18 protein-coding genes are annotated in these 21,597 nt (G+C 73.8%); 12 read left to right on the top strand and 6 right to left on the bottom strand.

The window, feature by feature from the left end; all coding sequences use genetic code 11:
* Window positions 1-50: 50 nt before the first annotated feature.
* The 8 genes from GXP74_RS34875 to GXP74_RS34840 all read left to right on the top strand — a co-directional run bounded on the left by GXP74_RS34875 (window position 51) and on the right by GXP74_RS34840 (window position 9,645).
* Window positions 51-1,670, top strand: a complete 1,620-nt coding sequence (locus GXP74_RS34875) for a succinic semialdehyde dehydrogenase (protein WP_182455235.1) — start codon at window positions 51-53, stop codon at window positions 1,668-1,670.
* A 73-nt stretch (window positions 1,671-1,743) separates the two neighbouring features.
* Window positions 1,744-3,558, top strand: a complete 1,815-nt coding sequence (locus GXP74_RS34870; RefSeq protein WP_182455234.1) for a GMC family oxidoreductase — start codon at window positions 1,744-1,746, stop codon at window positions 3,556-3,558.
* A gap of 215 nt (window positions 3,559-3,773) precedes the next feature.
* Window positions 3,774-4,439 carry a TMEM175 family protein gene (locus GXP74_RS34865; protein ID WP_225448403.1) on the top strand — a complete coding sequence of 222 codons (666 nt, stop codon included), beginning with the start codon at window positions 3,774-3,776 and terminating at the stop codon, window positions 4,437-4,439.
* 966 nt (window positions 4,440-5,405) lie between these two features.
* Window positions 5,406-5,699 (top strand): chorismate mutase, encoded by a 294-nt coding sequence (locus GXP74_RS34860; RefSeq protein ID WP_182455233.1) that lies wholly within the window; start codon window positions 5,406-5,408, stop codon window positions 5,697-5,699.
* Window positions 5,700-5,818: 119 nt separating this feature from the next.
* The gene (gene guaA / locus GXP74_RS34855; RefSeq protein WP_182455232.1) at window positions 5,819-7,423 is read left to right on the top strand and encodes a glutamine-hydrolyzing GMP synthase; all 1,605 of its coding nucleotides are present in this window, start codon (window positions 5,819-5,821) and stop codon (window positions 7,421-7,423) included.
* Window positions 7,424-7,539: 116 nt separating this feature from the next.
* On the top strand, window positions 7,540-8,145 hold the full coding sequence (locus GXP74_RS34850) for a Uma2 family endonuclease (protein WP_182455231.1): 606 nt from the start codon (window positions 7,540-7,542) through the stop codon (window positions 8,143-8,145).
* 79 nt (window positions 8,146-8,224) lie between these two features.
* Complete coding sequence (locus GXP74_RS34845; protein WP_182455230.1) at window positions 8,225-9,016, top strand: class II aldolase/adducin family protein; 792 nt, start codon at window positions 8,225-8,227, stop codon at window positions 9,014-9,016.
* A 104-nt stretch (window positions 9,017-9,120) separates the two neighbouring features.
* Window positions 9,121-9,645, top strand: coding sequence for a DoxX family membrane protein (locus tag GXP74_RS34840; RefSeq protein WP_182455229.1), 525 nt, complete (start codon window positions 9,121-9,123; stop codon window positions 9,643-9,645).
* A 6-nt stretch (window positions 9,646-9,651) separates the two neighbouring features.
* Here GXP74_RS34840 and GXP74_RS34835 read toward each other — a convergent pair whose 3' ends face one another.
* Entirely contained in the window at window positions 9,652-9,897 is a 246-nt protein-coding gene (locus GXP74_RS34835) for a hypothetical protein (RefSeq protein ID WP_182455228.1), read from the bottom strand.
* Window positions 9,894-11,282, bottom strand: a complete 1,389-nt coding sequence (locus tag GXP74_RS34830) for a PspC domain-containing protein (RefSeq protein ID WP_182455227.1) — start codon at window positions 11,280-11,282, stop codon at window positions 9,894-9,896. Before GXP74_RS34830 ends, GXP74_RS34835 begins: the two co-directional genes overlap by 4 nt.
* Window positions 11,283-11,399: 117 nt before the next feature.
* Between GXP74_RS34830 and GXP74_RS34825 the strand changes: the two genes are divergently transcribed.
* Entirely contained in the window at window positions 11,400-12,812 is a 1,413-nt protein-coding gene (locus tag GXP74_RS34825) for an ATP-binding protein (protein ID WP_182455226.1), read from the top strand.
* On the top strand, window positions 12,809-13,555 hold the full coding sequence (locus GXP74_RS34820; RefSeq protein ID WP_182455225.1) for a response regulator transcription factor: 747 nt from the start codon (window positions 12,809-12,811) through the stop codon (window positions 13,553-13,555). The genes GXP74_RS34825 and GXP74_RS34820 overlap by 4 nt, the downstream gene beginning before the upstream one ends.
* Before the next feature lie 4 nt (window positions 13,556-13,559).
* Here the strand turns inward: GXP74_RS34820 and GXP74_RS34815 are convergent, their stop codons facing one another.
* Window positions 13,560-14,156, bottom strand: a complete 597-nt coding sequence (locus tag GXP74_RS34815; RefSeq protein WP_182455224.1) for an RNA 2'-phosphotransferase — start codon at window positions 14,154-14,156, stop codon at window positions 13,560-13,562.
* Between the two features lie 84 nt (window positions 14,157-14,240).
* Between GXP74_RS34815 and pcrA the strand changes: the two genes are divergently transcribed.
* Window positions 14,241-16,865, top strand: a complete 2,625-nt coding sequence (pcrA, locus tag GXP74_RS34810; RefSeq protein ID WP_182455223.1) for a DNA helicase PcrA — start codon at window positions 14,241-14,243, stop codon at window positions 16,863-16,865.
* A gap of 35 nt (window positions 16,866-16,900) precedes the next feature.
* On the opposite strand, the gene GXP74_RS34805 is transcribed toward pcrA, so the two are convergent.
* Window positions 16,901-17,704, bottom strand: a complete 804-nt coding sequence (locus GXP74_RS34805) for a triacylglycerol lipase (RefSeq protein ID WP_225448401.1) — start codon at window positions 17,702-17,704, stop codon at window positions 16,901-16,903.
* Window positions 17,705-18,085: 381 nt separating this feature from the next.
* Here GXP74_RS34805 and GXP74_RS34800 point away from each other — a divergent pair, with 381 nt between their 5' ends.
* The gene (locus tag GXP74_RS34800) at window positions 18,086-18,496 is read left to right on the top strand and encodes a cobalamin B12-binding domain-containing protein (RefSeq protein WP_182455222.1); all 411 of its coding nucleotides are present in this window, start codon (window positions 18,086-18,088) and stop codon (window positions 18,494-18,496) included.
* A gap of 60 nt (window positions 18,497-18,556) precedes the next feature.
* Here the strand turns inward: GXP74_RS34800 and GXP74_RS34795 are convergent, their stop codons facing one another.
* Complete coding sequence (locus GXP74_RS34795; RefSeq protein WP_182455221.1) at window positions 18,557-20,086, bottom strand: DUF5691 domain-containing protein; 1,530 nt, start codon at window positions 20,084-20,086, stop codon at window positions 18,557-18,559.
* Complete coding sequence (locus GXP74_RS34790; RefSeq protein ID WP_182455220.1) at window positions 20,083-21,495, bottom strand: SWIM zinc finger family protein; 1,413 nt, start codon at window positions 21,493-21,495, stop codon at window positions 20,083-20,085. The genes GXP74_RS34795 and GXP74_RS34790 overlap by 4 nt, the downstream gene beginning before the upstream one ends.
* Window positions 21,496-21,597: the final 102 nt, after the last annotated feature.

Genomic DNA, 21,597 nt, shown 5'->3' with positions numbered 1-21,597 from the left:
TTGTTACCGACGGGTACCCAAGCGCCCGAAAACGGCTTACGCTGCACGCCATGACAGACATCAGCACGAGCGACGTGACCGGTGAGCGCAACCCCGTGGCCGAGCCCGGTCCCCGCACCGCCGCCGACGCCGTCACGCCCGCGCTGGTCGCCCGGCTGGTCCGCGGCGTCACCGCCGGGGAGCAGCCCACCTTGGGGATCAGCCGCAACCCGTTCACCGGTGAGGTGCTGGCCGAGATCCCCGAGTCCACCGTCGAGGACGTCGCCACCGCGTTCATCCGCGCCCGCACCGCCCAGCGGGCCTGGGCCCAGCGTCCGCTCGGCGACCGCGCCCGGGTGCTGCTGCGCTTCCACGACCTGCTGCTGGCCAACCAGGCGGAGCTGCTGGACCTGATCCAGGCGGAGACCGGGAAGGCCCGCACGCACGCCTTCGAGGAGGTCAGCGTCACCGCGGTGGAGGCCCGCCACTACGCCCGGGCCGGGGCCGGGTACCTGCGCCCGCGCCGCCGCGGCGGGGTGATCCCGGCGCTCACCCAGGTCACCGAGGTTCGCCAGGCCAAGGGCGTGATCGGCCAGATCTCGCCGTGGAACTACCCGCTGGCGCTGTTCGCGGGCGACGCCCTGCCCGCCTTCATGGCCGGCAACGGCGTGGTCACCAAGCCCGACACGCAGACCACGCTGACCGCGCTGCGCACCCGCGAGCTGCTGGTCGAGGCCGGGCTCCCGGCCGAGCTGTGGCAGATCGTGGTCGGCGACGGGCCGGTGATCGGCCCCGAGGTGGTCGACCGGGCCGACTACGTCTCGTTCACCGGCTCCACCCGCACCGGCCGCGACGTGGCCCAGCGCGCCGCCGCCCGGCTGGTCGGCGCGTCGATGGAGCTCGGCGGGAAGAACGCGATGCTGGTGCTCGCCGACGCCGACCTGGACAAGGCCGCCGAGGGCGCGGTCCGCGCCTGCTTCTCCTCCGCCGGACAGCTCTGCGTCTCGATCGAGCGGCTGTTCGTGGCGCGGGAGGTCGCCGACGACTTCCTGGCCCGGTTCACCGCCCGGACCAGGGCGCTGCGGCTCGGGAACACCCTCGGCTGGGGCGCCGACATGGGCTCGCTGGTCTCCAAGCGGCAGCTCGACAACGTGCTCCGGCACGTCGAGGAGGCCGTCGGCAACGGCGCCCGGGTCCTGGCCGGTGGCCGGGCCAGGCCCGACGTCGGCCCGCTGTTCTACGAGCCGACGATCCTGGAGGGCGTGGACGCCGCCAGCGCGGTCTGCGCCGAGGAGACCTTCGGCCCGGTGGTCTCCGTCTACCGCTTCGACGGCGAGGAGGAGGCCGTCGCCCAGGCGAACAGCACCCCGTACGGGCTGAACGCCAGCGTCTGGAGCCGGGACCCCGGCCACGGCCGCCGGATCGCGCTGCGCCTGCACGCCGGCACGGTCAACGTCAACGAGGCCTACGCCTCCGCCTACGGCAGCGTGGCCGCGCCGATGGGCGGCATGGGCGACTCCGGGGTCGGCCGCCGCCACGGCTCCGAGGGCATCCTCAAGTACACCGAGGCGCAGACCGTCGCCGTGCAGCGGCTGCTGCCGATGGGCCCCGCCTTCGGCATGGACGACCAGGGCTACGCGCGGCTGATGACCCGGGCGCTGGGCGCGATGAAGGCGCTGCGGCTCAAGTAGCGCGACCCCGGCACCACCGCACGAGTCCAGGCACTGCCCGCAGGTTTCACAGGTTGAGCTGAGAGGGAGCCAGATGGTGACGGAAGGTCAGGACGCGCCCAGGGCGGAGCCCGGCTACGACTACGACGTGGTGGTCGTCGGCTCGGGCTTCGGCGGCTCGGTCTCCGCGCTGCGGCTGACCGAGAAGGGCTACACGGTCGCGGTGCTGGAGGCCGGGCGCCGGTTCACCCCGCAGACCCTGCCGAAGAACTCCTGGGACAGCCGGAACTACCTGTGGGCCCCGGCGCTCGGGATGTACGGGATCCAGCGCTTCCACGTGCTGAAGAACGTGATGGTGCTGGGCGGCGCGGGTGTCGGCGGCGGCTCGCTGAACTACGCGAACACCCTGTACGTCCCGCCGGAGGCGTTCTTCCGGGACCCGCAGTGGAAGGACATCACCGACTGGTCGCAGGAGCTGGCACCCTTCTACGACCAGGCCAAGCGGATGCTCGGGGTGCGCACCAACCCCACGGTCACCCCCTCGGACACGCACCTGCGGGCGTCGGCCGAGAAGCTCGGCTACGGCGACACCTTCCACCTCGCCCCGGTCGGGGTGTTCTTCGGCGACGGCCGGGACGCGGGCGGCCCCGAGGCCGGGGCGGCCCGGGTCGCGCCCGGCACGGAGGTGGACGACCCGTACTTCGGCGGTGCCGGACCGCGCCGCCGGGCCTGCACCGAGTGCGGCGAGTGCATGACCGGCTGCCGCCACGGCGCCAAGAACACCCTCACCGAGAACTACCTCTACCTGGCCGAGCGCAACGGCGCCCGGATCCTGCCGATGACCACGGTCACCGGCGTCCGCGAGGACGGCGAGGGCTACGCGGTGGACGTCCGGGCCACCGACGCCAGGTCCCGGAACCCGGGCCGGAACGGCGCGCGGACCATCCGCGCGCGCCGGGTGGTGATCTCGGCGGGCACCTACGGCACCCAGAAGCTGCTGCACGGGCTGCGCGACTCCGGGCAGCTGCCGCGGATCTCGGCCAGGCTCGGGGAGCTCACCCGGACCAACTCCGAGGCGCTGGTCGGCGCGCTGACCACGGACCGGCGCTACGGCAGCCGGGCGGACTTCACCAAGGGCGTGGCCATCACCTCCTCGGTGCACCCGGACGCGCACACCCACATCGAGCCGGTGCGCTACGGCAAGGCCTCCAACGCGATGGGCCTGATGACGATCATGCAGGTCAGCGGCGAGGGCCGGCTTCCCCCGCTGTGGCGCTTCCTCGGCAACGCGGTGCGCCGCCCGGACCTGCTGCTGCGCTCGCTGAACAAGCGGCGCTGGTCGGAACGGGTGATCATCGGACTGGTCATGCAGTCGCTGGACAACTCGGTCGTGGTCTCCCGGAAGAAGTCCGGCATCGGCAAGGGCACGCTGACCTCCCGTCAGGGGCACGGGGCGCCCAACCCGACCTGGATACCGGCGGCGGAGGAGTCCGCCCGCGCCGTCGCCGCCGAGATCAACGGCTTCCCCGGGAGCGCCGCCAGCGACCTCTTCGGCCGCACCCTGACCGCGCACTTCCTCGGCGGCTGCGTGATCGGCGACTCGCCCGAGACCGGGGTGATCGACCCGTACCAGCGGCTCTACGGCTACCCCGGGATCACCGTCGCCGACGGCTCCAGCGTCTCGGCGAACCTCGGCGTCAACCCCTCGCTGACGATCACCGCGCAGGCCGAGCGGGCCATGTCGATGTGGCCCAACAAGGGCGAGCCGGACCCGCGTCCTTCCCAGAGCGAGCCCTATCGCCCGGTGCCGCCGGTCGCCCCGCGCAGCCCGGCGGTGCCCGAGGGGGCGTTCGCGGAACTGCGGCTGTCGCTGCTGCCGGTCCCGGTGGTGCCGCCGAAGACCGGCTGAGCGGCGGCTCGGCAGCGCCCGGCGGGCACTGAGGCGCGCGTCACATTCGATCGAAACCCCGTCGCCTGCCCGCCATGACAAGTACATTCCCGATCAGAACCCGCCCGCGCCGACGGAAGGCCGTCGCCGCGGGCGGTGTCATGTCCGGCTCCGGGTACCGGTGCCGGTGCCGTGTCGGTGTTCGGTGTTCGGTGTTCGGTGTTCGGGGGAGCGCAGTGAACGAGTCCGGGCGGGTCGAGGCGTTCAGCGACGGCGTCTTCGCCGTGGCGATCACCCTGCTGGTGCTCGGGATCAAGGTCCCCACCGGCGACAACCTGTGGCACCTGCTCACCACCGGCAGCACCGTGGACTCCTTCGCCGCCTACGTGGTCAGCTTCCTGGTGGTCGGCATCATGTGGGCCAACCACCACCAGGTGTTCAGCTTCGTGGCCCGGGTGGACCGGGTGCTGCTCTTCCTCAACCTGGTGCTGCTGCTGGTCGTGGTGGCGCTGCCGTGGGCCACCGACGTGGTCGCCGAGTACCTGTCCCGGCCGCGCGAGGCGCCGCTCGCGGTGGCGCTCTACAGCGGCTTCATGGTGGCCCACGCACTGACCTTCGGCGCGCTCTGGTGGTGGCTCACCCGCACCGGGCACCTCTTCGACGCCCGGGTGGACGTGGACGCGGCCCGCGCCACCAGGCTCCGCTTCGCCCTCGGCGGGCTGGCGTACCCGGTCCTGGTCGGGCTCGCGTTCGTCTCGGCGCCGCTGGCCATGCTGCTGCACGGGGTGCTGGCCGGCTACTACGGCTTCAACCAACTCCCGGTACCGGTGCGGGAGCGGACGCCCGGGGAGCGGGCGCCGGGCATGGCAGAGGGCCCCGTGGGGGAAGACGGGGCCCTCTGACTGCACCACGCGGCGCCAGGGCTGCGCCGGTGCTGCGGAAACGGCACCAGGGGGAGGGTGCCGTCGGACAGTCGGTTTCTGGGACGGGGGGCACAAGGGGCGTGCGCGGAATCAGTGCGCCCCTGGGCAGCGGCAGCACCCGCGAATGGCTGTTTCGTCACTCAACGTGATGGCGGAAGCCGCCCGGTCGAACGGGGACTGTCCTCGTGGGATCGGTGGCCCGCCTGGATTCCGCGATGCCGGTGGTGCACCCCCTCACCAGCATCGTGGGGGATGCGCCCCACTGTCCGCAAGCAGTTCGGCCGAGATCGGCATAGTCGGTTTTCCCGACCGGGGGGAGTGGCCGGACCGTGAACGGTGGGTGGCGCCGGGCGGACACTGTCACGCTCCGCAAGGGGCGCCGCCGGTAGCGCGGCGGCGGCGCGCGCCGGTTCCGGCCCGGGGAGCGGTCGCCGAGGGCGATCAGGGGTGGTCCGGAACCCGGCGTCCCGGGCTCCGGACCACCCCCTCACTTCAGTCGCGACCGGGTCGCTGTCCCCTGCTGACCGGTCACAGCGTCGATGCGAGGTCCCACGACGGCCGCCGGAACGGCGCGTCTCATCGCATCCACGGACTGTTCTGCACACTCCACGCGTGGTCCTGCTGCCGTGCGCGACCCCGGATGTGGAAGGGGCGGGCGTACGTCCCTGGCGGAGACACGAGCCCTGCACGGTCATCGGGCACAACGATTCTGCTGACCAGGAGTCACGCCGCGGGGGCCGTGCCGAACGGGTGAAGCGCTATGCTGTCGCCCATGTTCATCGCGGCGTACGTCTTTAGCTATGGCACCGGAGGCTCCGGTTGCCATGGTGATGCCGCCTGCTGAACACCCAAGAACAGGCATCGCACAGGCGCCCCGGGCCACTGGCCCGGGGCGTTCGTCGTCCGCCGGGCCGGGGCTCCCCACCACCAGGGAGGAATCCAGCCATGAACACCCAATCCGCCGCGGCACCCGTCGCCCGCACCACGGTCACCGAGGCGGCCGAGGTCATCGCCGCCGCCCGGATCCGCATCGACGCGCTCGACCAGCGGGTCATCGAGCTGGTCCGGCAGCGGATGGCGGTCTCCGCCGAGGTCCAGGCCGCCCGGATCGGCAGCGGCGGCAACCGGGTCGCGCTGAACCGGGAGATGGAGATCCTGGCCCGCTACCGGGAGGCCCTCGGCCCGCAGGGCACCGAGGTCGCCATGCAGCTGCTGGAACTCTGCCGGGGCCGCGCCTGACGGCGGCCTCCCCGGGCCGTCCGGCCGCCCGCCGCACCACCGGCGGGCGGTCACCCGGGCGGCCGGTACCATGGGGAGAACCCTGCTTGACCTCCATCGCACCGCCGGAAGGCCGCCCTGTGGCATCAGCGACCCCCGACCACCAGCCGACGACTCCGGAGTCGAAAGGCGCCGTCCTCGTCGTCGACTTCGGTGCCCAGTACGCCCAGCTCATCGCCCGCAGGGTCCGTGAGGCCCGGGTCTACAGCGAGATCGTCCCGTCCACCATGCCGGTGGCCGAGATGCTCGCCAAGGAGCCCAAGGCGATCATCCTCTCCGGTGGCCCCTCCTCCGTCTACGCGGACGGCGCTCCCGCGCTCGACAGCGCGCTGTTCGCGGCCGGGGTACCGGTCTTCGGCATGTGCTACGGCTTCCAGCTGATGGCGCAGGCGCTCGGCGGCACCGTCGACAACAGCGGCGCGCGCGAGTACGGCCGGACCGCGCTGACCGTGTCCCAGCCCGGCTCGACCCTGTTCGCGGGCACCCCCGACGAGCAGTCGGTGTGGATGTCGCACGGCGACGCCTGCTCGGCCGCGCCCCCCGGGTTCACCGTCACCGCCTCCACCGGCGTGGTGCCGGTCGCCGCCTTCGAGGACGACCAGCGCAAGCTCTACGGCGTCCAGTACCACCCCGAGGTGCTGCACTCCACCCACGGCCAGGCGGTGCTGGAGCACTTCCTGTACCGGGGCGCGGGCATCTCCCCGGACTGGACCACCACCAACGTGGTCGAGGAGCAGGTCGCGCTGATCAAGGCCCAGGTCGGCGACAAGCGCGCGATCTGCGGCCTGTCCGGCGGCGTGGACTCGGCGGTCGCCGCCGCCCTCGTCCAGAGCGCCATCGGCGACCAGCTGACCTGCGTCTACGTCGACCACGGGCTGATGCGCAAGGGCGAGTCCGAGCAGGTCGAGAAGGACTTCGTGGCGGCCACCGGCGTCAAGCTGAAGGTCGTCGACGCCGAGGAGCGGTTCCTGACCGCGCTCGCCGGGGTGTCCGACCCGGAGCAGAAGCGCAAGATCATCGGCCGCGAGTTCATCCGCGTCTTCGAGCAGGCCGCCAGCGAGATCGTGGCCGAGGCCGGGGCCGACGGCGCGAGCGTCGAGTTCCTGGTCCAGGGCACGCTCTACCCGGACGTGGTCGAGTCCGGCGGCGGCACCGGCACCGCCAACATCAAGTCGCACCACAACGTCGGCGGGCTGCCCGAGGACCTCCAGTTCCAGCTGGTCGAGCCGCTGCGCAAGCTGTTCAAGGACGAGGTCCGGCAGGTCGGCGCGGAGCTCGGGCTGCCCGACGAGATCGTCCACCGCCAGCCGTTCCCCGGCCCCGGCCTGGGCATCCGGATCGTCGGCGAGGTCACCAAGGAGCGGCTGGACCTGCTCCGCGAGGCCGACGCCATCGCCCGCGCCGAGCTCACCGCCGCCGGCCTGGACCGCAGCATCTGGCAGTGCCCGGTGGTGCTGCTCGCGGACGTCCGCTCGGTCGGCGTCCAGGGCGACGGCCGCACCTACGGCCACCCGATCGTGCTGCGCCCGGTCTCCTCCGAGGACGCGATGACCGCGGACTGGTCCCGGGTGCCGTACGAGGTGCTGGCCCACATCTCCACCCGGATCACCAACGAGGTCCCCGACGTCAACCGGGTGGTGCTGGACGTCACCAGCAAGCCCCCGGGCACCATCGAGTGGGAGTAGCCTCCCGCTGATCGTCAACAGTGCCGTCACCCGACATTCGTTCGGGTGACGGCACTGCCGTTTCCGGGCATCTACGCTGGGGAACGACGAGGATTCCAGCCATGGGAGGAAACCTGATGACCGCCGAACCGATCTCCGAGGTTGAGCAGCGGCCCGTCCCGGACTGGCTGATCCCGCCGACCGATGGCTTCACCGCAGCCGAGTTCCTAAAGATGGACGGCCTCCCGCCGCACACTGAGCTGATCGACGGGAGCCTGGTCTTCGTGAGTCCGCAGCGAGATTTTCACGGTCTGACCATGTACGTACTGGAATCCGGGCTGCGCCGATCCGTTCCGGAGCACCTGCGTGTCCGCCGGGAGATGAGCGTTGTCGTCGGTAAGCGCAACTGCCCGGAGCCGGACCTGCTCGTTCTCCGTGCGGAGGCGATCGAGTCCCGCCTCCAGACGTCCTACCAGGCCGATGACGTCGTGCTGGCTGTCGAGGTCGTCTCCCCGAGTTCCGAGGAGCGCGATCGTGAGCGCAAGCCGCAGCTGTACGCCAAGGCCGGTATCCGCTACTTCTGGCGCGTGGAAGTGGGCGATGACCTGCTCCCCGAGGTCTATGTCTACGAGCTCGACCAGGCGACCGGCGCATACGGGCTGGTCGGCATCCACCATGACCAGCTCAAACTGAGCACCCCCTTCACCATCGACATCGACCTCACCGAGGTCGACCACCTCTAGCCGGAGGGCTCTGGTCAACCGCGCTACCGGGGAGTAGCTTCCAAGGCGAGGGACAAGCAACCCGCCGAGGAGAGCCGCGATGACCAACCCACCGCCCGCACCGGTACCCATGGACCAGTTGCAGTTCGCGCTGCCGCAGACGTTCGCGACGGTCGAGGAAGAGCGGCAGCACCGCAAGGAACGGCTGGTGGCCGCCCTGCGGCTGTTCGGCCGGTTCGGCTTCGAGGAGGGCGTCGCCGGGCACATCACCGCCCGCGACCCGGAGTGGACCGACCACTTCTGGGTGAACCCCTTCGGCATGTCCTTCAAGCACATCACGGTCAGCGACCTGATCCTGGTCAACCACGAAGGCCAGGTCGTGGCCGGGCGGCACCACGTCAACCAGGCCGCGTTCGCGATCCACGCGCAGGTGCACGCCGCCCGCCCGGACGTCGTCGCCGCCGCCCACAGCCACTCCCTGTACGGCAAGACCCTGTCCTCGCTGGGCGAGCTGCTGGAGCCGCTGACCCAGGACGTCTGCGCCTTCTACGAGGACCACTCGCTGTTCGACGACTACACCGGCGTGGTGCTGGACGTCGAGGAGGGCCGCCGGATAGCCGCCGCCCTGGCCGGGCACAAGGCGGTGATCCTGCGCAACCACGGGCTGCTGACCGTCGGCGACAGCGTCGACGCCGCCGCCTGGTGGTTCATCACCATGGAGCGCTCCTGCCAGGTCCAGCTCCTCGCCAAGGCGGCCGGGAAGCCGGTGCACATCACCCACGAGAACGCCCTGCTCACCCGCGAACAGCTGGGCAACGACCTGGTCGCCTGGATCAACTACCAGCCGCTCTACCAGCAGATCATCCGCACCGACGCGGACCTGTTCGAGTAGCCCCGGCTCCGGCCGCCGGGCCCCGGTGAACCCGACGCGGGTCCGCCGCGTAGGGACGGGCGACGCACGCCCGTGCGCTCGGCGGCCGAGCAGGGAGCGATGAGATGGCGGAGCAGGGGAGCGGGTTGCGGGTCCTCGGCCGGAGGTACGCGCTGCTGCCGCTGCGGATCTTCCTCGGGGTCACCTTCGTCTACGCCGGGCTGGACAAGCTCACCGACCCGCACTACCTGGGCGGCCTCGGCGATCCGCTGTCCTTCGCCGCGATGACCCAGGGCGTGAAGGCGGGCAGCCCGATCGGGCCGCTGCTGGGCCTGGCGCTGCACGCCCCGACCGGCTTCGCGCTGGCGGTCGCGCTGGGCGAGCTGGCGGCCGGCCTCGGCATCCTCGCGGGCCTGCTGGGCCGGGTCGCGGCGGTCGGCGGAGCGCTGCTGAACCTGAGCTTCTTCCTCACCGTCAGCTGGCAGGTGACGCCCTACTACCTGGGCAACGACCTGATCTACCTGATGGCCTGGCTGCCGTTCGTGCTGGCCGGAACCCCCTACCTGTCGCTGGACGCCTGGTGGGCGGCCCGGCGGGCCCGCCCGGCCGCCGCCGGGCGGGCACCTGCCCGGCAGCCCGCCCAGGGCTAGGGCAGGTCAGAACTCCTCGCCGCCGGGCTCCTGGCGGGCGGCCCCGCCCTCCCGCTCGCGGCGGCTGTCCCGGGTCATCCGGTACAGCGCCGCGGCCAGCCCGCCGACGCCCAGCGCGATCAGCATCAGCGGGATCACCAGCCGCCCGTCGACGCTGAGCACCCCCGCCGAGTCCAGCAGGTAGAGCACCGCCACCGTGACGAAGGCCACCCCGGTGACCAGCGAGAACAGGTCGAGCTCATGGCGCCTCACTGGATGACCTCCACTTGTCCGGCCCCGACCGAGACGTCGAGGACGATGGTTCCGTGCGCCGCCGCCGCGCCCGGGTCCAGATCCACCGAGTGCGAGGTGGAGATGCCGCCGCTGTCGGTCCCGTCCGGCAGTTCCAGCGCGCCCACGTCGGCCTGGGCGCGCACCTTGATCTCCGGTCCCGACGGCAGCCGCACCGTCAGCGCGCCCGCGCCCAGGCGTACCCGGGTGGTCACCGTCCGCCCGGGCGCCGGGGCGACCGAGGTCAGGTCCAGCGTGGCCGCCCCGCTGCTCAGCCGGTAGGACGGCCGTACCGCCGCCGCGCTCGCCGGGGCCCAGTCGACGTGCTGGTACGTGGTCCGCAGCTGGACCGGGCTGGCGGCAACCGCGGCGACCGCCAGCGTCAGCAGCGCGGCCCACAGCACCAGCGAGCGGGCGCGCCCCCAGCGCGCCCCCAGCAGCAGGCCCAGGCCCAGCACCAGCAGCCCGGAGGCGAGCACCACCAGCAGGGTGGCGCCGTGGTACAGCCGCTGGCCGACCAACCACACCGAGCCGCTGGTGATCACGGCCAGGCAGAAGAAGACCGTCCCCAGGTAGGAGCGTTCCCGCCGGGGCTGCTGCGGGCGCCGCGGCCTCGGCGGCTCGGGCCGCTCCGGCGGGGTGAGCGCGGACCAGTCGAAGCCGGGCTCCGCGACCGGCGGCGCGGGCACCGTGTCCCTCGGCGCCGACGGCGGGCGGACCGGCGGCGGCAGCTGCTCGGTCACGGCCTCAGCGGGCCCGGCCGTGGCGGCCGTGGCCGCCGACTGCTTCAGCAGCGGGTCCGGACGCTGCCACCAGGCCGGTGCGGGCGCGGTGGTGGCGTCCGTCGGGATCACCGCGGCCGCGGCGGCGGGGGTCTGCGGGGCCGACGGCTGGGCCTGCCGCCGCCGGGCCTCGAACGCGTCCGGGTCGTACCGCAGCGCGGCGAAGGCCAGCAGCGCGATCAGCAGCAGCGGGAAGAGGTGCCCGGTGCTGCCCATGTAGGAGAAGAAGATGCCGGTGCCGAGCACGGTGACCAGCACCGCGCCCAGCGACTGCCAGTCCACCTTGCCGGACAGCAGCCGCTGCAACTCGTTCTGGCCGGTCCGCTCCACCGGGATGATCAGCCAGGCCATGCCGTAGATGAACAGGCCCACCCCGCCCGACAGGCAGAGCACCGCGATCACCACCCGGAACACCACCGGGTCGATGTCGAGGTGCCGCCCCACCCCGCCGCACACCCCGGCCACCACCCGGTGGCTGTCGCTGCGCTTCAGCGGCGGGCGGTTCGGGCGCGGCTGCTCCTCCGGAGCGGGCCCGGCGTCGGCGGGGTCCTCCCCGCCCGGCGGTGGCGCGGCATGATCGGTCATGCCACCATCGTCCGGCCCGTCCGACGCCCTGCCCATCCGTCATCTCCCTGGTCCGACCCTGAGACCAACCCTGACACAGCTCGGGGGGAAGACCGGGCACGTTCCCCGGCAACCCTGATGCCCGGCACACCCCGGACATGTGACGATCAGGGTGTGTCAGCAGCAGCAGAGGTCCCCACCGACGCCCCCGAGGCACCGACGCGTGTCCGCAAGCTCTACCGCATCCCCGAGGGGCGGATGATCAGCGGGGTCGCCAACGGGCTCGCCGCGCATCTCGGGCTGCCGGTGTTCTGGGTCAGGGTCGCCTTCGTGGTGCTGCTGCTCGGCAACGGCCTCGGGGCACTGCTCTACGCGGCGTTCTGGTTCGCGGTGCCGATGGGGATGCGCGCCGGGACCCCGCCGACCACCTGGCAGCACGGCAGCATCGGGCCGTACTCGCTGGTCAAGGAGCCGACGGGATGGCGGCGCGGGCTGCGGGCGGTGCAGCAGACGCTCCAGGGCGAGCCGCGCACCGGGGCCGCAGCGGACGCCGAGGGCCGCCGCCGCCCGGCCGAGGACGAGACCCACCGGGGGCCGCTGCTGGCGCTGATAGCGCTGGTGGCCGGGGTCCTGGTGCTGTTCAACACGCTGACCCGGCAGTCGAGTTCGCCCTACATCTGGCCGTTCCTGGTGGCCGGTCTCGGGGTCGCCGTGGTCTGGCGGCAGGCCGACGACGCGCGCTGGGCCCGCTGGTTCTCGCTGGGCGACAGCAAGCGCGGCTCGGCCACGCTGCGGCTGTCGGCGGGCGTGGCGCTGGTGGTCGCCGGGGTGGTCGGCTTCCTGATCGAGTCGGGGTCGATCGGGGACTTCGCCAAGGTCACCCAGGCCGTGCTGGCGGTGCTGGCCGGGGTGCTGCTGCTGGCCGGGCCCTACCTGCTGCGGATGTGGCAGGACCTCAGCACCGAGCGCCGGGAGCGGATCCGGGCCCAGGAGCGGGCGGAGGTGGCCGCGCACATCCACGACTCGGTGCTGCACACGCTCACCCTGATCCTGCGCAACGCCGACGACCCGAAGGAGGTCTCCCGGCTGGCCCGGGCCCAGGAGCGGGACCTGCGGCAGTGGCTCTACCGGCCGGCCGGGGCGGAGGAGTCGGACACGCCGGACACCCTGGCCGAGAGCGTCCGCAAGGTCGCCGCCGAGGTCGAGGACCTGCACGGGATCCCGGTGGAGGTGATCTGCGTGGGCGACTGCCCGATGGACGAGCGGCTGGCGGCGCAGCTCCAGGCGGCCCGGGAGGCGATGGTCAACGCGGCCAAGTACGGTGGCGGCGAGCCGGTGTCGGTGTACGCGGAGGTCGAGGGGAATACCGTGTGGGTGTTCGTCCGCGACCGCGGCCCCGGGTTCGACCTGGCCTCGGTCCCCGAGGACAGGATGGGCGTACGCGGGTCGATCATCGGCCGGATGGAGCGTCACGGCGGGCACGCCCGGGTGCGCCCGGCTCCGGCCGGGGGCACCGAGGTCGAACTTGAGATGGAGAGGGCGAACGGATGACGGGCGGGGAAGAGCAGAGCGAGGCCGTGGGACAGGCGGCGGCGGACGGTCCGGGCCGCCGGGCGCGGGTGGTCCTGGTCGACGACCACCGGATGTTCCGGACCGGCGTGCGCGCCGAGATCGGGCAGACCGCCAGCACCGGTGTGGACGTCGTCGGCGAGGCCGCCGACGTGGAGGAGGCCGTCGCGGTGGTCACCGCGACCCGCCCGGACGTGGTGCTGCTGGACGTCCACCTGCCCGGTGGCGGCGGGGTCGAGGTGCTGCGGCGCTGCGCCCCGCTGATGCCCGGCGGCACCGCGCCCGCGACCTCGGCGGAGGGCGCGGGGGCGGTGCGCTTCCTGGCGCTGTCGGTCTCCGACGCGGCCGAGGACGTGATCGGCGTGATCCGCGGCGGCGCGCGCGGCTACGTCACCAAGACCATCACCGGCACCGACCTGGTGGACGCGATCTTCCGGGTGGCCGACGGCGACGCGGTCTTCTCGCCGCGGCTGGCCGGGTTCGTGCTGGACGCCTTCGCGGCGACCGACACCCCGCCGGTGGACGAGGACCTGGACCGGCTGACCACCCGCGAGCGGGAGGTGCTGCGGCTGATCGCGCGCGGATACGCGTACAAGGAGATCGCCAAGCAGCTGTTCATCTCGGTGAAGACGGTCGAGAGCCATGTCTCGGCGGTGCTGCGCAAGCTCCAGCTGAGCAACCGCCACGAACTCACCCGCTGGGCCGCCGCCCGCCGCCTGGTCTGACGGGTCACCAGCCGCCGAGGTACTCCGGCGGTACGGCGGAGGCCAGCCAGACGCCGTTGCCGCTGACCCGGAACCGGTGTCCGGCGGCGGCCATCCGGGCGGCGTCCACGGTCAGCACGACCGCGCGTCCGCGCCGGGCGCCGACCCGGGCGGCGGTCTCCCGGTCCGCCGACAGGTGGACGTCGTGCCGCCGCATCGGGCGCAGCCCCTCGCGCCGGATCGCCGCCAGCGCGCCCGGGTGGGTGCCGTGGAACAGCGGCGACGGCGGCTCGGCCTCCGGCAGGCCGAGGTCGACCCGGACACTGTGGCCCTGGTTGGCGCGGATCCGGGTGCCGCTCGGGTCGAACGCGAAGCGCTGCTTGTCGTTCTCGGCGACCACCTGGTCCAGCTGGGCCCGGGACAGCGGGCGGCCGTGGGCGGCGAGCGCGTCGAGCAGCGCGCCGACGTCGGTCCAGCCGGCCGGGTCGAGGGTCAGCCCGATCCGGGCCGGGTCGTGCCGCAGCACCAGGGAGAGGAAGCGCGAGCGCTTCACCAGCTGCGGGTTCTGGGTCTGTGGGGTCAGTGGTGCCCCCTCCTGCTCCGGGTGGTTGGAATCACTCATGCTCGGGACGGTAGCGGGGCCGGTGACGACTGTCTCCTGGATTCCGGGTGGGGCTGTCGGTGGAGCGCCCTAGACTCGGGGACGATGAGCAGCCTCTTTGACGACATCCCCCTGCCCGGTCTGGACGCGCCCGGCGCGGCGCCGCAGCCGGTCGGCGGTGCCGCGTACCTCGACGTGCCCGTGTTCGACTTCGGCCCCGACTTCGGCCCGACCGACCACGGTCCGGACGAGGACGCCCCCTACGAGGAGGAACTGCCCCCGGACCTGTTCGCGGGGCGCTTCGACGCGCCCCCGCCGGACCGGGACGCCTACCACCGGAACGGTGCGGCGCGCACCGTCGCCGACCCGGCGCAGCTGCTGGACGGGATGAACCCGCAGCAGCGCGAGGCCGTGGAGCACGCGGGCTCGCCGCTGCTGATCGTGGCCGGGGCCGGCTCCGGCAAGACCCGGGTGCTGACCCATCGGATCGCGTACCTGCTGGCCGCGCGCGGGGTGCAGCCGGGGGAGATCCTGGCGATCACCTTCACCAACAAGGCCGCCGGCGAGATGCGCGAGCGGGTCGCGGAGCTGGTGGGTCCGCGGGCCAAGGCGATGTGGGTGTCCACCTTCCACAGCGCCTGTGTGCGGATCCTGCGGCGGGAGAGCAAGCACCTCGGCTTCACCTCCAGCTTCTCGATCTACGACTCGGCGGACTCGCAGCGGCTGATGGCGCTCTGCTGCCGCGACCTCGACCTGGACCCGAAGCAGTTCCCGCCGAAGTCCTTCACCGCCAAGGTGTCGAACCTCAAGAACGAGCTGATCGACGAGGAGACCTACGCCGGTCAGGCCGAGAACCCGATGGAGCGCAAGCTGGCCGAGGCCTACGCGCTCTACCAGCGGCGGCTGCGCGAGGCCAACGCGCTGGACTTCGACGACATCATCATGACCACGGTGCACCTGCTCCAGGCGTTCCCGGACGTCGCCGAGCACTACCGGCGGCGGTTCCGGCACATCCTGGTGGACGAGTACCAGGACACCAACCACGCCCAGTACATGCTGGTCCGCGAGCTGAGCGGCGGGGCCAGCGGGTCCGCGCCGAAGCGGACGGTGGACGGCGAGTTCGTGAACCCGGCGGCGGCGGGTCTGGCCTCGGTGCCCCCGGCGGAGCTGTGCGTGGTCGGTGACGCGGACCAGTCGATCTACGCCTTCCGGGGCGCGACCATCCGCAACATCCTCGACTTCGAGGAGGACTACCCGAACGCGGTGACCATCCTGCTGGAGCAGAACTACCGCTCCACCCAGACCATCCTCAGCGCCGCGAACGCGGTGATCGAGCGCAACACCAACCGCCGCGCGAAGAACCTGTGGACGGCGGGCGCCGACGGCACCCGGATCGTCGCCTATGTCGCGGACGACGAGCACGGCGAGGCGCAGTTCGTCGCCGACGAGGTGGACCGGCTGTGCGACGCGGGCGACGCCCGGCCGGGCGACGTGGCGGTGTTCTACCGGACCAACGCCCAGTCCCGGGTGTTCGAGGAGGTGTTCATCCGGGTCGGGCTGCCGTACAAGGTCGTCGGCGGGGTGCGCTTCTACGAGCGCAAGGAGGTCAGGGACGTCCTGGCGTACCTGCGGGTGCTGGCCAACCCCGAGGACACGGTGCCGCTGCGGCGGATCCTGAACGTGCCCAAGCGCGGCATCGGCGACCGGGCCGAGGCCATGGTCGACGCGCTGGCGCAGCGCGAGCGGATCTCCTTCGCCGAGGCGCTGCGGCGGGTGGACGAGGCCTACGGCATGGCCGCGCGCTCGGTGAACGCGGTGAAGAAGTTCAACGAGCTGCTGGCGAAGCTGCGCGGCGTGGTCGACTCCGGCGCGGGCGCGGCGGCGGTGCTGGAGGCGGTGCTGGAGGAGACCGGCTACCTGGCCGAGCTCCAGGCCTCGACCGACCCGCAGGACGAGACCCGGGTGGAGAACCTGCAGGAGCTCGCCGCGGTCGCGCTGGAGTTCGAGCAGGCGGAGGCGTCGGCCGAACCGGCCGAGGACCCGGACGCCGAACCGGTCGCCACCGGCCTGGCCGGGTTCCTGGAGCGGGTCGCCCTGGTGGCCGACTCGGACCAGATCCCGGACTCACCGGATGGCGAGGGCGGCGAGAGCAAGGGGGTCATCACGCTGATGACCCTGCACACCGCCAAGGGCCTGGAGTTCCCGGTGGTGTTCCTGACCGGCATGGAGGACGGCGTCTTCCCGCACCTGCGGGCGCTCGGCCAGCCGAAGGAGCTGGAGGAGGAGCGGCGGCTGGCGTACGTCGGGCTGACCCGGGCCCGGGAGCGGCTGTACGTCTCCCGGGCGGTGCTGCGCAGCGCCTGGGGCCAGCCCTCGTACAACCCGGCCTCGCGCTTCCTGGAGGAGATCCCGCCGGCCCTGGTGGACGAGCGGCGCTCGGCCGCCGCCGCCCCGCCCGCGGCTCGCGGCTCCTCCTTCGGCGGCGGCAGCGGTCTGAGCGGTGGCGGCAAGCGCGGCGCCCCCGCGGGCTGGGGCAAGAGCGGGGGCCGGATGAAGGACCGGCCGGTGGTCTCGCTCGCGGTCGGCGACCGGGTCACCCACGACCGCTTCGGCCTGGGGACGGTCGTGTCCGTCGCCGGTCCGGCGGACGACGCCAAGGCCACCATCGACTTCGGCTCGGAGGGCACCAAGCAGCTGCTGCTGCGCTACGCGCCGGTGGAGAAGCTCTGAGCGGCACCGGGAGGGCCTGACCCCCGGTCGCGGCGTCAGGCGCTCTGCCTGCTGGGCAGCCCGGGCCCGGCGGCGAGCCCGGTCCGGGCCGCCGCCTCGGCCAGGCGCCGCCGGATCAGCGTGTGCACCTCCGGGTGCACGGTCAGCGCCAGGTGGCCCGCGCCGGGCACCTTGACGTTCTCCACCAGCAGGTCGGGGTGGACCAGGCAGGCGCTGTCCCCGGGCACGATCAGCGGGTCGCGGTCGCCCCAGAAGGACAGGAACCGGGTGGCGCACCCCGGCGCCGGGGCCCGCAGCGCCTCGACCACGGCGCTGCCGGGGAGCAGCTGCCGGGCCACCGGCAGCGGGCGGAGCAGCACCGCGCTGCGGGTGCCCGCGTGCGGCGTGCCGAGGGTGACCAGGGTGTGCACGTGCTCGTCGCCGCCGAGTGCCTGCACGTAGTAGCGGGCGATCAGGCCGCCCAGGCTGTGGCCGACCACCGCGACCCGCTCGCCCCCGTACCGCTGCCGGGTGCGGAGCACCTGTTGGCCGAAGGAGACGGCGGCCTCGTGGATGTCGGCGGTCAACGGGCTGTAGTTCACCGCGTACAGGTGCTGGAAGCCGTCGGTGAGCAGCAGGCGGCGCAGCGGGGTGAACACCGCGCGGTTGTCGAGCAGTCCGTGCAGCAGCAGGACCGGGGAGTGCGGCAGGCCGAGCGCCGGGTGCTCGCAGGCGGGCGCGGGCGGCCAGGGCTCGGCCGACATGCCGGTCGGGTACAGCAGCAGGTGCCGGGACAGGGCGGCGGTCTCCAGGGCGGCGGCCCGGACGGTGGCCGCGGTGCGGCAGAAAGGGATGCTCACGGCTCCGGCCTCCCCGGGCGCGGGCGCACGGTGGGGTGGGCAGACCCTGGGTGCGCGGTCCTGGGGCCGCAGGGCACCCCGGATCGCACGCCGGTTGCGGGCGTGGGCGCGGTGGTGGCGGTGCGGCTCCTCGCTGCGTGCGGCCCGGGCCGGAAGAGGTGGGGTGTCGCTGCGGCGACTCCGGCCCCACACGCAGTGAACGTGCGTTCGCAGTGATTCTCCCCTCGTTCCGGCCGGTGAAACGGTGCTCCGGCCGCTGTGGCGATAGCGTTCGCCCGGGCGGTGCGAACGCCTGTTAACGTCAGGCCTGCACAGCAGGCGATGACTGAAGTGGACGCGGGCGCCCGCAGGGGGCGGCCCGTTACGACGCAGGAGGCAGCGATGGGCGTGTCGGGACCGATCCGCGTGGTGGTGGCCAAGCCGGGCCTGGACGGCCACGACCGGGGGGCCAAGGTGATCGCCCGCGCGCTGCGCGACGCGGGTATGGAGGTCATCTACACCGGCCTGCACCAGACGCCGGAGCAGATCGTCGACACCGCGATCCAGGAGGACGCGGACGGCATCGGGCTCTCGGTCCTCTCCGGCGCGCACATGACGCTCTGCGCCAAGGTGATGGAACTGCTGCGGGAGCGCGACGCGGCGGACATCACGGTCTTCGGCGGCGGCATCATCCCGGACGACGACATCCCGCTGCTGAAGGAGCTGGGGGTGGCGGAGATCTTCACCCCCGGCGCCTCGACCCGGGACATCGTCGCCTGGGTGCGGGGCCACCTCCGCCCGGCGGCGGCCTGACCGTACCGTCCCGCCGCGCCGCCGCGCCGCCGTGTCGCCGCGCCGCCGTGTCGGCCTGGGTCAGCCGACGGCCTCACCGGAGGCGAGCTCGGCGAGCATCGTGGCGCGCAGCCGGAGCGTGGCGCCGAGCCGGGTGAAGGTCTCGGCCCAGGCCGGGGCGGCGTCCTCGGCCAGTGCCGAGAGCTCCGACGCGGTCTCCGGCGGCAGCGCGCGCTCGGCCACGCCGATCACCCCGCTGTGGCTCCACGGGTAGCCGCCGCTCGCCGCGACCCGCCGCAGCGCGGCCAGTACCGCCCGGCCCAGCGCCTCGGGCCAGGGCGCTGGGCAGGCCACCAGCAGCTGGAAGACGTCCGCGAGGCCGTGTCCGGCCAGGAAATCGGCGGTCCAGCGGGCTCGCTCCGGCGACGGCAGCACCGCCAGCAGCTTGGCGGCGCTGCCCACCGGTATCGGATCCGGCGCGGGCAGTGACAGCAGCGCCCGCGCCCACGCGGCGTCGCCCTGCCGGACGGCGGCCCGGGCCCAGGCGTCCCGCAGGTCCTGCTGCCAGGCGTCGGACACCGGCAGCGCCAGCAGCTCCGCCGGGGAGCCGTAGGCCGCCGCCCAGGTGCCCAGCGGGGTGGCCGCGACGATCTCGCCGAGCCAGAACGCCCGGTCGGCCCGCCCGGTCGGCGAGGCCGCCGGGATTCCGTCGTGCTGCATCGCCGCGTCGCAGGCCGTGGGCGGGTGGACGGTCAGCCGGGCGCCGTCCGCGGTGTCCGAGAGCGCCACGCAGGCCAGCGCCCGCCGCGCCATCCGCTCCGCCAGCGCCGAACCGGGCAGCGCGGCCAGCAGCTCCGCCGCGGTCGCCCGGACGTTCTTGGCGCGGTCGCTCAGCGCCGCCTCCAGGAAGGGCTCGTCCCCGGCGGTCAGGCCCTCCTGCAGGGCATCCAGGAACAGCAGCCGGTCCTCGGCCCGCTCGCTCGACCAGGTGCCGCGCAGCAGCTCGCGGGCGGCGTCCGGATCGCGGCGGCGCAGCCGGGTCAGCTGGGTGACCCGTTCCGCGAACAGCCCCTCCTGCCAGATCCGCTGGTCCGGCTCGGCGTCCGCGCCGCCGGTGACCGGCGTCCGCAGCACGTACCGCCAGTCGGGGTTGCGGTCCGCCAGCCAGCGGCCCAGCGGACCGGCCAGGGCCACCGCGTCCGCGCGCAGTTCGCTGCGGGCCCGGGCTGCGTCCAGCAGCGGCGGCACCAGCGCGGGCGGGCAGCGGTAGCCGTGGCCCTGGGCGGCGGTCAGCCACTGCGGCAGCAGTTCGTTCAGGTTGGCCAGGGTGCCGCCGCCGGATCCACCGCCCCGGAGCGGGAGCAGCATCGCCAGCCGCTGCCGCGCGGCCTCGGGCAGCGTCGGCCGGGGGTCGGCCGGGGCGGCGGGCGGCGGCGGCGAGGCCGGTCCGGGGCGCAGCCCGGCCCGCCGGGCCACGGCCTGGAGCGCCGCCTGGTCCAGCAGCGCGGGCACCGGCCGCCGGTCGGTGCCCAGCAGGGCGGCGGTGACCAGGTCGGGCCAGGCGGTGGGGTCGGTCCGGGTCTGCTCCGGCAGTTTCGCCGCGGTGGTCATGCGGTCACCCCCAGGGTGCGGATCCGGCGCGGGTCGCCGGAGGTCTCCTCGTGGTACCAGGCGGTGATCGGGGTGAAGCCCCGGTGCCCGCACTCCCCGAACAGCGTCAGCGGGCGGCCCCCGGAGACGGCGGCCAGCCGCCACAGTCCGGAGTCGGGGGTGCTCCGCCGGTCGACGGGTATCGCGACCGGCGCGGGGCCGCTGTGGTCGGCGAGCTCCCAGCCGAGGGCGCCGGGCAGCGGGACCACCCGCTCCAGCACCACCGGCCAGGAGTCCAGCCACGGATCGTCGCTCAGCGCCCGGCCGTAGGCGTCCAGCGCGGCCTCCAGCCGCAGCCCGGGCGGGACGGCCTCGGCCGGGGACGGGACGCTGGGGGCGGAGAAGCGGGTGCCGAGCGCCGCCCGCAGCGGGCGCGCGCCGGGGTGGAAGGCCACCTCGGCGTCCAGCCGCAGGCCGGTCGGCAGGGCGAGGTCGGGCGCGCTCCCCGGGCGTCCGAAGGAGAGCAGCAGCGCGGGCTGCCCGCTGCGGCTGCCGCGCAGCCAGATCCGCCGGGTGGTCAGCCGCTCGTCGCCGCTGTCGCTGCTGCCGAGGACCAGCCAGTGGTCGCGGACCACCGGCCCGCGCAGCACCTCGGCCGTGTCCACGGTGAAGCCGACCCGGGCCCGGACCGTCGCCGCCAGCCCGGCCGGGAGGCTGTCCACCCGCTGGTATCCGGCGGCGAGCAGGTGCAGCAGGCCGTACTCCTCCAGCAGCCGCGAGGGCCAGCCCGGGCCGGACGCGGGGACCGTCCCCAGCTCCCGGGCCCGCGCCGCGAGCCCGGGAGCCTGGGCGTCGACCATCCGGGCGGCCACCCCGGCCCAGGCCGCCGGGCCCTGCTGCGGGGCGTCGGCGAGACCGGCCCGCAGCTGGTCCGCGAGCCTGGCCTGGAGCTCGGCGGCCCCGGCCGCGACCCGCTCGGACCGGCGGGCGGCGCGTTTGGCGGCGGCCAGCCGCGCGGCGGTGTCGGCCGGCTCCTCCGCGCCGCCGTCCTGCTCGGCGCCTTGCCGCTGCTGCTCCCGGCGGTCCTGGAGCTGCCGCTCCTTCTCCTGGCGGGCGTCCAGCCAGCCGGTGGCCCATTCGGGGGCCTGGCCCTGCCCGGTGCCCCGGGCGGCCCAGAGCAGCAGCAGGCCCAGCGCGTGCTTGCAGGGGAACTTCCGGCTCGGACAGCTGCACTGGTAGGCGGGACCGGCCAGCTCGACCGCCGTCCGGTAGGGCGTGCCGCCGCTGCCCTGGCACTGGCCCCACAGGGCGCGGTCGTCCGAGCCCGTGGCCGACCAGGGCGCGGGGGCCGAGAGTTTGGACGCCGCCTTGCGTGAGGGGGCGTCAGGGGCGAGTGAGAGAACGTGCTCCGGTGTCCAGCGATCCTCCATGGCAAGGACCGTAGCCGGGGGGTCCGACAATCCGGCCGACCCGGCGAGCGGGCGGCGGCCGCCTCCCGGCTCGATTGTCAGTGGCCGGGTGCAGAGTGGTGG

The sequence above is a fragment of the Streptacidiphilus sp. P02-A3a genome (genome assembly GCF_014084105.1).
In the GTDB taxonomy this organism is placed as follows: domain Bacteria; phylum Actinomycetota; class Actinomycetes; order Streptomycetales; family Streptomycetaceae; genus Streptacidiphilus.
The sequence above is the reverse complement of the archived record's forward strand: the minus strand, read 5'-3'. Positions and strand labels throughout refer to the sequence as shown.